This window comes from Devosia insulae DS-56, from assembly GCF_000970465.2.
Classification (GTDB): Bacteria; Pseudomonadota; Alphaproteobacteria; order Rhizobiales; family Devosiaceae; genus Devosia_A; species Devosia_A insulae.
Genome location: NZ_LAJE02000227.1, coordinates 1 through 10,589, shown reverse-complemented (window position 1 = coordinate 10,589; position 10,589 = coordinate 1). Strand labels below are relative to the sequence as shown.

11 protein-coding genes are annotated in these 10,589 nt (G+C 66.5%); 5 read left to right on the top strand and 6 right to left on the bottom strand.

Going from position 1 to position 10,589, the window contains the following annotated elements; all coding sequences use genetic code 11:
* Positions 1–189 precede the first annotated feature (189 nt).
* On the bottom strand, positions 190–1,620 hold the full coding sequence (locus VW23_RS16405) for an MFS transporter (protein ID WP_069910624.1): 1,431 nt from the start codon (positions 1,618–1,620) through the stop codon (positions 190–192).
* Positions 1,621–1,710: 90 nt separating this feature from the next.
* Here VW23_RS16405 and soxR point away from each other — a divergent pair, with 90 nt between their 5' ends.
* From soxR to VW23_RS16390, 3 genes are read left to right on the top strand one after another with little or no spacing between them, the layout of a single operon-like run.
* A complete protein-coding gene (gene soxR, locus VW23_RS16400; RefSeq protein WP_056001968.1) occupies positions 1,711–2,175 on the top strand; it encodes a redox-sensitive transcriptional activator SoxR in 465 nt (154 codons plus the stop codon).
* Between the two features lie 55 nt (positions 2,176–2,230).
* Positions 2,231–2,749, top strand: a complete 519-nt coding sequence (locus VW23_RS16395) for an MgtC/SapB family protein (RefSeq protein ID WP_069910622.1) — start codon at positions 2,231–2,233, stop codon at positions 2,747–2,749.
* Positions 2,750–2,776: 27 nt separating this feature from the next.
* Entirely contained in the window at positions 2,777–2,971 is a 195-nt protein-coding gene (locus VW23_RS16390) for a DUF3008 family protein (RefSeq protein ID WP_069910621.1), read from the top strand.
* 192 nt (positions 2,972–3,163) lie between these two features.
* Here the strand turns inward: VW23_RS16390 and VW23_RS16385 are convergent, their stop codons facing one another.
* Positions 3,164–3,664 carry a hypothetical protein gene (locus tag VW23_RS16385; RefSeq protein ID WP_069910620.1) on the bottom strand — a complete coding sequence of 167 codons (501 nt, stop codon included), beginning with the start codon at positions 3,662–3,664 and terminating at the stop codon, positions 3,164–3,166.
* A gap of 577 nt (positions 3,665–4,241) precedes the next feature.
* On the bottom strand, positions 4,242–4,658 hold the full coding sequence (locus VW23_RS16380; protein ID WP_141728363.1) for a response regulator: 417 nt from the start codon (positions 4,656–4,658) through the stop codon (positions 4,242–4,244).
* A gap of 377 nt (positions 4,659–5,035) precedes the next feature.
* On the opposite strand from VW23_RS16380, the gene VW23_RS16375 reads away from it, so the two are divergent.
* Both VW23_RS16375 and VW23_RS16370 read left to right on the top strand, forming a co-directional pair.
* Complete coding sequence (locus VW23_RS16375) at positions 5,036–6,700, top strand: tetratricopeptide repeat protein (RefSeq protein WP_069910618.1); 1,665 nt, start codon at positions 5,036–5,038, stop codon at positions 6,698–6,700.
* 33 nt (positions 6,701–6,733) lie between these two features.
* The gene (locus VW23_RS16370) at positions 6,734–7,735 is read left to right on the top strand and encodes an MDR family oxidoreductase (RefSeq protein ID WP_069910617.1); all 1,002 of its coding nucleotides are present in this window, start codon (positions 6,734–6,736) and stop codon (positions 7,733–7,735) included.
* Positions 7,736–7,996: 261 nt separating this feature from the next.
* Here the strand turns inward: VW23_RS16370 and VW23_RS16365 are convergent, their stop codons facing one another.
* The 3 genes from VW23_RS16365 to VW23_RS29035 all read right to left on the bottom strand — a co-directional run.
* A complete protein-coding gene (locus VW23_RS16365; protein WP_069910623.1) occupies positions 7,997–8,332 on the bottom strand; it encodes an SMR family transporter in 336 nt (111 codons plus the stop codon).
* A gap of 127 nt (positions 8,333–8,459) precedes the next feature.
* Positions 8,460–9,779 carry a Mur ligase family protein gene (locus VW23_RS16360; protein ID WP_069910616.1) on the bottom strand — a complete coding sequence of 440 codons (1,320 nt, stop codon included), beginning with the start codon at positions 9,777–9,779 and terminating at the stop codon, positions 8,460–8,462.
* The coding region (locus VW23_RS29035; protein WP_201788062.1) for a MurL-like N-terminal domain-containing at positions 9,769–10,589 on the bottom strand (821 nt) is incomplete at its 5' end. The genes VW23_RS16360 and VW23_RS29035, both read right to left, overlap by 11 nt.

The window sequence follows — 10,589 nt, the reverse complement described above, 5'->3', positions numbered from 1 at the left end:
CCTCAAGGGGGAGGGGAGCCCACGGCCTGTGCTGGCGGACAAGCCATGCCCCTCAAAAGTTTTCGCGGTGCCGGTCGATCACGCCCAGCGCGATGATCGCCGACACCGCGAGTCCGACCGGGAGCGCAGGCAGCATCGCGCCCTCGGCCAGTCGGGATGCCGCGGGGCCGGAGCCCGGCGGCAAATTCGTTACTCCGCCGGCTGCGCCGCGGCGGGGAGGCGCGCCTCGGTCCGGGCGATGCTGAAGCCGATCGGCACCACCAGGATCGCGACGATAATGAACAGGCCATAGAGCCAGTTGGCTGCGGCGATCGGGGTCGGGTTCGCCGCTGCGAGGCCGGCGAGGTTGACGATCAGCCCGCCCAAAGCCGCGCCCAGGCCCGAGGCGAAGAGCTGGATGGTGCTCAGCGCCGCCGAGGTGACATCGTGCTCGCCATCGGGCGCCGCCTGCATCACCCGCGGGGTGAGCTGCGTCCAGGCTGTGCCGATGCCGACGCCCATGATCAGCAGCGACAGCCCTACGGGCACGATGAAGCTGAGGCTCGAGCTCGGGTTCTGGTGGCCGACGAACAGCGCCAGACCGATTGCCGAGACCAGCACCAGCACTGGGCCGAAGGCGATGATCATGCGGGCCCGGCCGTCGGTCCAGCCGGCAGTCAGCATCGAGCTCGAGCTCCAGCCGATGGCGACCAAAGCCACCATGTAGCCGGCGGTGAGTGGGCCGAGGCCATGCAGGGTCTGCATGAACAGCGGGATGAAGATATCGCTGGTGATCGCCATCTGCAGCAGCACCATGGTGCCGAACAGCGACGCGAGGAGCGTGCCGAAGCGGAACGTGCCGGTCGGGAACAGCTTCTGCGGCGCGCTCCGCTCGATCAGCCCGAACACCACCAGCGCCAGGATGGCGGCAGCGGTCAGGCTGCCGGCGACGACGATATCGTGCGACAGCGCGCCGGCGGTGGAGAGCGCCAGGACGGCAACGATCATCAGGCCGATCTGGCGGAGCGGCAGGCTGGTCATGCCGGACTCACTGCTCCTGGCCGGCACCACCTTGACGGCGAGGAGGCCAACCAGGGCGGCGAACGGCACGAGGATGAAGAAGGCCCAGCGCCAGATGCCGAGCTCGGCGAACACCCCGCCGATCGAGGGGCCGACCAGCGTGGCGATGCCCCAGATGCCCGAGGCGAGCGCGAAGGCGCGGGCCCACAGGTGCTCGGGGAACACCAGACGGACCATCATAAAGGTCAGCGCGGCAAGCAGCCCGCCGCCAAAGCCCTGCAGGGCCCGGCCGAGCAGCAGGATCGGCATCGAGGGCGCCAATCCGCAGATCAGGCTGCCCAGCGCGAACATGGTGGCGGCGATCAGGTAGTTCTGCCGCGGGCCGAGCCCGAACGGCCGCACCGCCGCAAAGATCGAAGCGACGATCGAGGCGACGATGAACACCGTCGTCACCCAGGCGAACAGGTCGAGCCCGCCGATTTCAGCCACCACCGAGGGCATCAGCGTCGAGCCGATGTAGACTTCGATGGCGTTCATGCCGACGCCGCCGGCAAACACCACCACGGGCAGGGCGTTGCCGCCGCTGAATATCTCGCCCCAACCGCTCTTCGTCGCCGCCATCTCGTTCACCATTCTATGACCCTGCGAAGCCCTCTGGCCGCATCGGGAGGTCACTGCTACAACCTCAACCTAACTTCAGGTAAAGAGGAAATCGCGATGTCGCGCGAACTTTCTGTGGGGCAGGTGTCCGAGCGCAGCGGTTTTGCCGTCTCGGCTCTGCATTTTTACGAGAAGAAGGGGCTGATCCGCAGCCACCGCACCTCCGGCAACCAGCGGCGCTACGATCGCGATGTGCTGCGCCGGCTGGCTATCGTCCGGATGGGCACGGAACTGGGTATTCCGCTCGCCGAGGTGGCCGAAGCTCTGGGGCATGTGCCGGTGGGCCACACCCCATCGGCGGCCGATTGGCGTTTGATGTCAGAGCTCTGGCACGAAAAGCTCGACAGGAGAATCGTGCTGATGACGCGCATGCGCGACGAGCTCAATGGCTGTATCGGCTGCGGGTGCCTGTCCACCAGCAGCTGCCCGCTGATGAATTCCGGCGATCACCTGGCCGAAGAGGGCAGCGGGCCGCGCCGGCTGATGCGCGAGGGCGGTGAGAGCTACAGGAGCTGACGGAACCGGGGAGGGGGCAAGTCGTTGAGGGGGAAGCGTCAACAGGACCCCACTCATGGATCTCGTCACCAGCCTCGGCTACGAGCCGACTCACACCCCGCACCAGATCATCCTCATCCGCCTGCTGATCGCCTCGGTGCTGGGCGGATTGATTGGCTGGGAGCGCGGCTCGCAGGCCGGCACGGCGGGGTTGCGGACCCATATCCTCGTGGCGCTCGCCGCAGCGTTGTTCACCACGCTGGCGTTCGAAATCTACCAGGAGGCAGTGGAGGGCGGCAGCAACAACTCCGACCCGATCCGCGCCATTGAAGCGGTCACCGCCGGCATCGCCTTTCTCGGCGCCGGCGCCATCTTCCAGCAGCGCCGCAATGTGCAGGGGCTGACCACTGGCGCCGGGATGTGGCTGGCGGGCGCGGTCGGCGTCTCGGCCGCGCTCGGCTACTACATCATCGCGGTCGTGGTCGCGGTGTTCGCGGTGATTGTGCTGGCCGCGATGCGGGCCTTCTCGCACCGGGTGGTCGGTGCCGAGAAGGACAAGATCGGCGAGGGAACGGAGCCGCAAAACGATCGTTGAGTCCTCCCCAACGCAAGGAGGCCTATTATGCCCGCAACCTCGAAAGCCCAGCAGAAAGCCGCCGGCGCGGCGCTCTCGGCCAAGCGCGGTGACACCAAGGTGAAAGACCTGAAGGGCGCGTCAAAGTCGATGTACAAATCGATGAGCGAGAACCAGCTCGAAGAGTTCGCTGAGACCAAGCGCAAGGGTTTGCCCGAGCACAAGGGCGAGACGAAGCACTAGCTGGGTTCGCGGACGTCGTGAGGGATAGTCTGGTGCAGGAAGATACCCCCCACCCTGTCCCTCCCCCGCAAGGGGGGAGGAGACCAAAACACTGGCGCCGGTAGGAGGGTCACCCTCCCCCTTGCGGGGAGGGGACAGGGGAGGGGGTATCCTTCCCGCACCGGCCTGACCTCCGCGGACTGGTTTCCCAGCCTACTCTATCGCCGTCGGCGGGGCCGGCAGTTGCGGGTCGGCGCCTTCGCCGAAGACCTGCTGGCCTTCGTTGTCCCAGATGCGGACCACCTCGCAGCTCGCCAGATAGTCCTTGGTGCACTCGGTTTTGACGATGGCTTCGAGGCTCTGCTGATCCTGCTGGTCGCAGACGAATTTGTGCCAGTGCGGGCCTTCATTGTGCTGCATGAAAATGTCGGCCACCCAGCCATGCGGGTAGCACCAGAGATTGGGCGCGCAATCCTCGGGGCCCAGACCGCTCTGTTGGACGCACTGGGCCACGGCGCAATCCATGGCGTCGGCAGCGAACGGGCCGAAACAGACGCCGAGGCCGGCCTCGGGAGCCTGCGATACCGCGATGCCGTTGAAGGCCGGCAACACGAAGCTGTCGACGGCCTCCTCGCCGTCGACGGCCCCCTGGGCGAACACCGGAGCGCTCAGCAGGCCAAGCACGGCCGCCGCAAACGTCGACATTCTGAGCATTGGATGGCCTCCGGTTGAGCACGCGCGACAGGGCGGTGGTTCGAGGCGGTCAAGACCGCCGAGGGGAGGCCGGAGAGTGCGGTGATCCGGGGGAGGCGGTCAAGGGAGCGAGGAGAAGCGCGGTTGCGGTGGGAGAAGTATCCGCAACCGCGCCTTCGCCTGCTGGCCCCAGTGGCCCGCCGCAACTGGGTTACACACCGAATGGTCTCAGCACACCGGGAACCGGTGCGAGACCCGAGAAACGGTCGGAACACCGAAAGACCGGTAAACTTGACCTGGAGAAACGGGAAGGCGGGGCAGCGTCAGGAGGTCGCGCCCCGTCTTTCCGTCGTCGTATGGCGGCCGCCGCGTGAGGGAACGCGACGGACCGCCGGTTTGGGTCGGAGCTTGGGGTCTCCGGCCCAGAGCCGCCCGGGTCGCCGCAGGGATATCGGCGGTCGGGCGGTAGCTCAGTCATGGGGCCATCCGGGCTCCATGGTGTTGAAGAGACGGAGAGCGCGTTTGGGAATGCAATCGGCAGTGGCCTGCCTCAATGCAACGCGCTCCCCGCCCGGCACGTAACCTGTGGACGCAGTGATTACGTGCCAACCGCATCCAGGTGCTGATTGCGCACCCAGAAACTGACGATGGCCGCCGCTTCGCGACGGTAGGAATTGATATCGGCGTGCCGCTCGAACACGGCGTCGGCGCCGGCAGAGATAAGGGCCTCTCGCGGCTCGCGCTCGAGCGTCGGGGCAATCGCGGCAATCAGCAGCGAATGGCCGTCGCGCATGGCGCGGAGCTTCACTATAAAGTCCAGAGTGGCACTGGACGAGGCTTTGAGGTCGACGATCACCAGACCCGGAATGGTCGCGAGGTCATCCTCGAGCAACCGGTGGATCTCGGCAGTCGCCAGGGCTTCGCCGTTGAGCCAGCTCACGGACGGCGCGCCATGGGCGAGCAGCATCCGGATCATCAGCCGGGCGGAATGTGAGTCGTCGTCGACCAGTGCCATAAAGGGCTGGCCGGCACCAAAAGCGTCCATAATGGTTCCTTCTTGCCGCGTCGCCACGGCAATGGCCGAAAACTCTATACGTAGTCGGTAACCCGTCGGTGGCGCCGTAGCGCCGGGGGAGCTTCGTTGCGTCCCTTCACGACCGCGAGGCCTGCTCACGGTGACTGCGTAGTGCAGCGACAGGCCGGGATATGATGGTTTGATGACCGTGCGCATAGGCAAAGGCATGTAACAACGCCGTAACGAGGCTTGCGATTAACATGTAAATCGCCCAGATACGGAGGGGAGGTACTCGCGTGGGCGAACCGTTGTCGCAGACAATGCCGCCCCGAGCGGAGGTCGAGGCTGCCCTGGCGCGGATCCAGGAGTGGCCCGGATTGGCGCGTTCGCCACAACTTGCCAAGTTTCTCAACTACATAGTCAGCGCGCGGCTCGACGGAAACGAGGCTGGCATCAAGGCCTATTCGATCGCCGTGGACGTGTTCGGGCGGCCGCAGAGCTTTGATCCACAGAACGATCCGATCGTGCGCGTCCAGGCCCGGCGGCTGCGTGCGGTGCTCGAAGAATATTATGCCGGAGAAGGGGCCGCCGAGCCTGTCATATTTTACCTGCCGGTGGGACGTTACATCCCCGAATTCCGCCTCCCCTCGGCCGAGGTGGCGCCCGCGACACCTGAATCAGCTGGAACCGGTTTCACCTCTCCGACAGTTTCGCGAGTCACTGAGCGTTCCTGGCTGGCGCGGCTCGACGACATCGTGCTGCTGGTGGTGCTGGTGTTCGTGGCGCTCGGCATTGCACTGGTCATGACGCAGGTGCTGGCGCCGCGCCAGCTGCGGATCGCGGTGCCGCAGCCGCCCGTCGTTTCGGTCACCGAGTTCACCTCGGTGGCGGCGCAGGCGCCGGCCGCCAGTGTGGCCGGGCTCGCGGTCGAACTGGTGACCGATCTCGGACTGTTCCCGTTCATCGACGCGGTCTATCTGCAGCGCACCGGGCAGGCCACGCAGCAGGCGAGTGCCGCAACCTTCGAGCTCTCCGGTATCGCGCGCACCGAGGGCGGAGAGATGCAGGTCACCGCCAGCCTCAAGCGCGGCGGCTCCGACACGGCGGTATGGAGCATGACCGAGAAGGTGGCGACCACCGACTTCCCCACCTCCATCGATCGGCTGTCGCAGGCCTTCGCCGACCAACTGGGCGCCGTCGATGGGCCGCTGCACACCGATGCGATGCAGTGGCTGGCCACCAATGCCGATCTCGCCGGCAACGAGACCGATTACCTCTGCGGCCTGCTGTTCACCCGCTATCGCGGCAGCGGTCGGCTGGATGATGGCGAGCGGGCCCGCGCCTGCGTCAGTGGCTTGCTGCGCAGGCAGCCGGGTTCGGCGGTGGGCCTCGCCATGAGTGGCACGTTGCTGCTCGACCGGACGCTGCGCATGCAGCCGCCGTCGGCCCGCGACCCGGAGCCGATTGCCGAGGCGGAGCGGCAGATCGAGGCGGCGCTGGCCCTGGCGCCGACCTCGAGCCCGATCTGGCGCGAATACGCCTTCTTTCTCGAATCGGTCGGCCGGTTCGGCGAGGCCGAGGCGGCGTTTACCTCGGCGCTGCAGCTCAACCCCTCGAACCTCGACGCCTATGCCGGCTACGCTCGGCTATTGTCGCTGCGCGGCAAATCCGAGAAGGGGGAGAGCATGGCGGCCGCAGCGCTGCGCCGTGCCGTGACGCCGCCCTACTGGTACCATGAGGCGGCAGCGGTGAATGCGCTGCGCGACGGGGAGAATGCCGAGGCGTTGCTGCAGGCGGAGGCCCTGGCCGTTGGTGATGCGGAACTGGCATCGGCAGTCGCCGTCACGGCGGCATACCGGCTGAAATCGGAAGATGCGCTCAATCGGTCGATTGCGCAGTTGCTCGAGGTGACGCGCTTTCGTCGCTTCGGTATTCTGCCGGTGCTTCGCCAGCGGCTGGGCGATGCCGAACTGCGTGCCGAGATCGGCAACGAACTGGCCGCGGCGGGCATTGATCAGGCGGCTCTGAACGGGCCGTACTGATCGACGTTTTCGACTGTTGGTTCTGGAGTTTTCATGTCTTTTCGCGCCCTGGTCACCGAGCGGCTGGCTGACGGTGAATTGCGCAGCAGTCTCAAGGAGATCACCGATCAGCAGCTACCGGCCGGAGAGGTGCTGGTGGCGATCGATTGGGCCGGACTGAATTACAAGGATGCGCTGTGCCTTACAGGGCAGGGCGGGTTGGTCAGAACCTATCCGCATGTCGCCGGCATCGATTTTGCCGGCCGCGTGGTGGAGAGCAGCGACGCGCGCTACCACCCCGGCCAGGCGGTGATCCTCACCGGCTGGCGGGTGGGCGAACTGCACTGGGGCGGCTATGCGCAACGGGCACGGGTCAAGGCGGATTGGCTGGTGCCGTTGCCCAAGCGATTTTCGACCCGCACCGCGATGATGATCGGCACCGCCGGGCTCGCGGCCATGCTGGCGGTCAACCGGCTGCAGGCCGAGGGGGTGCGGGCCGGTGAGGGCGAGGTGCTGGTCACCGGCGCCGGCGGCGGGGTGGGCAGCATCGCCGTGCTGCTGTTGAGCCGCCTCGGCTATGACGTTGCCGCAGTGACTGGGCGGGCCGCGCTCGCCGATCGGTTGACCAAACTGGGCGCCAGCCGGATCGTCTCGCGCGAGGAGGTGCTGAAGCCGACGGGCAAAGTGCTCGACAAGGAGCAATGGTCGGGCGCCATCGACTCGGTCGGCGGCCCGCTGCTCGGCGAAGTGCTGAAGAAGATCCGCTATGGCGGGGCGGTGGCGGCGATCGGCAATGCTGGCGGCCGCGGTTGGGATGCCAGCGTCATCCCATTCATCCTGCGCAATATTTCGCTCTGCGGCATCGACACGGTGATGCAGCCCTTCGAAGCACGCCGCTCGGCCTGGGACCGGCTGACGACACTGTTCGTGCCGGCGGCGTTCGAGCCGATGCTGACCGAAGCGGGGCTGGAGGATCTGCCGGGTCTGGCGGCTCAGATGCTGGAAGGCAAGATTGCCGGGCGGGTGGTGGTGAACCCGCGGGATCCGCCGACCTGAGGGGGGGCGTCACCGGCAGTGCCACAGCGCCCCCTCGCCCCTCTGGGGAGAGGGCGGCGGATGAGGCCGAAGGGCTCAGCCGCGGGGTGAAGGGCGCCAAGCGCGCCAGTCCCTGCGTCAATCCGCGCCAGGTGTCGACATGAAGGTGCGGCCGCCGGTGTGCTTGGCTGCCCCTCACCCTGACCCTCTCCCCAGAGGGGCGAGGGGACGTGCGTGGCACCGTCGGTGGGCACATCGAGAGGGTGGCCAAGCACACCGGCCCTAGTGCACCGCCGTCTTCGAGAACAGGTTGATGACGATCACGCCGGCCATGATCAGGCCCATGCCGATCAGCGCCGGCAGGTCGAGCAGTTGCTTGTAGATCACCCAGCCGGCCAGCGAGATCAGCACGATGCCGACGCCCGACCAGATGGCGTAGGCGATGCCCACCGGCATGCTGCGGAGCGTCAGCGACAGGAAGTAGAAGGCGACGACGTAGCCGACGACCGAGATCAGCGAGGGCCAGAGCTGGGTAAAACCGTCAGCGGCGCGGAGCGCGGTGGTGGCAATCACTTCGGCGACGATGGCAACCGCCAGATAGGTGTAGGCGATCACCATGTGCCGACCGGCCACCGGGGCATCCCCGCGAAAGCGGGGACCTCCGTTTGGGATGGTGCCGCCGTCAAGAAAACAGAGGTTCCCGCTTTCGCGGGAATGACACCGAGTGTGGGGTGAGAGGCGTGCTTCACGCCTTGGCCCCAAAGTACTGGCCGGCGAGCCGGACGAAGGCGGCGCCGCGTTCCTCGAAATTCTTGAACACTTTTCCCGCGGTTTCGAGCTGGCCATAGCTCGGAGCGCCGGGCGACAGGATCACCGTTTCGAACTTGGCTTTCCTGCCGACCAGGGCTTTCACCGCGTCTTCGAGCGTCCCGGCCTCGATCACTTCGATCTCGGGGGCGGCGGCATAGGTGAGGGTGGCGAGGCGATCGCCGGTCACCGGCAGGCACACCAGCACGGTGACGCCGCGGAGCGCCAGCAGCTGCGAGAGCTCCGAATAATCCTGGTGCCGTTCGTGGCCGCCGGCGATCAGCGCGATGCGGCTGCCTTCATAGGCGGCGAGCGCCGCCTTGGTGGCCTCCGGGGTGGTCGAGATCGAGTCGTTGACCACGGTGACGTCGCCGACCTGATGCTCTTCGAGCCGATGCGGCAGCGGGGTGAATTTGGCGATGCCGCGGACCACGCCCTCGAGGTCGGCGCCGGCCTTCATGGCGATGGCCGCGGCGAGCAGGGCGTTGTTGAGGTTGTGCTCGCCCTTGAGCCGGGAGCGCGCGGCGGCGCCGGCGATGCGGTCGTGGATGAACGGGGCCAATGGCGGGATCAGCCGCTTTAGGTCGCGCAGCGCTTCCATCACCAGCGGATTGCCGAGCGCGCCGACGCCCAGCGCCACCGGGAAGGGGGCGTCACGATCGATCAGGTTGAGCTTATCCTGGTAATAGCGCTCGACGCTGCGGTGCCAGTCGGTGTGTTCGGGCGAGAGGTTGGTGAGTGCGGCGATATCGGGAGTGAACGCCATGTCGGCGGTCTGGTAGCTCGAAAGCTCGAACACCACGATCGGGTGCTTGTCGGCGATTTCCAGCGGCGCGAGGCCGACATTGCCGGCGAGACCGGCATCGAGGCCGGATTCGGTCAGCATCAGGTGCACCAGGGTGGCGGTGGTCGACTTGCCCTTGGTGCCGGAAATCGCGATGACCTTGCGCCCGTCGCGATAGGCCTCACCCCAGAGGTTGAGGTTGGAAGTGACGGCGATGCCGGCTTCGCGCGCCATGGCGAAGACCGGGCGGTAGCGCGACACGCCGGGGCTCTTGACGATGGTCGCAAACAGCCGCGCCTCGATGGCCTGCGTCAGGTCGGCGGGGGCGATGAAGGTGGCGTCGTCGATATCGGCTTCGCCGCTGTCGACCGTCACATACACCTTGGTGTGCGGCGAGCGTGCCTGGATGAAGGCGCGGGTGGAGCGGGCCTCGCGGCCGGCGCCGTAGAGCAGCACGGGTTCATCAAAGCGCATGCGGGGCGACTCGCTCGAAGATGGCCTTCGGGATGAGGTGTTCTGGGCTATCGATCATGAGTTCGGCAAGGGCGTCTTCGAGGCGCTGGCTGCCATATTGAGTCAAAAGATCCGGCTTCAGCATTGAAACGATTGGCTCATCTGCCCATTCCGGCAGCTTGGTCAGGGCCCAGAGACAGGCCGCCGCTTCCTCGATTTCACCGACGCATTCCCACGGCTTCTGGCCGGCGAGGCCAGTGAGTTCGCGGAACGAGCGCTCATGGCTGGGCTGGCTCAAAAGGTTCTGGCCGAAGATGCCGACCAGCCGCTGCTTCTCCATCACCGGCGCGAAGATCAGGAACACGAAGTGGCACTTGGGGCATTTGCCGCACCAGAGCGGGCCGTCATGGCCAGCGAGCTTGAAGTTCTCGTTGCAGCTCGAAAACACGTGGTCGAAGCGGCTCACGCGGGCGAACAGCGCGGCGATCTTCGCCTCGGAGTAGGGCCGCAGCAGCGAGAAATAGCTGAGGCTGCCGCCGCTGGCGTGTTCGAGCACTTTGGCGATCAGGTTCTCGAAATCGATCGACTTCGAGTGCTGGTGGTTGGCCTCGCGCCCGTCGAACTCGACATTGCCCTCGCTGGCCGAGCGCTCGTTGGAGAGGACGATCCGGTTGTAGGAAAACAGCAGCGCGGTGAGCGCCGCGATCATCGAGTTGATGGCGGTCGAGGGCACGTGGCCGTTGTAATAGCCGGGCTCCTTGCCGAGCCGGATCATTTCCGGATCGAGCTTGCGTCCGACATAGAGCGGGGTGCGACCGACCTTCTCGACGC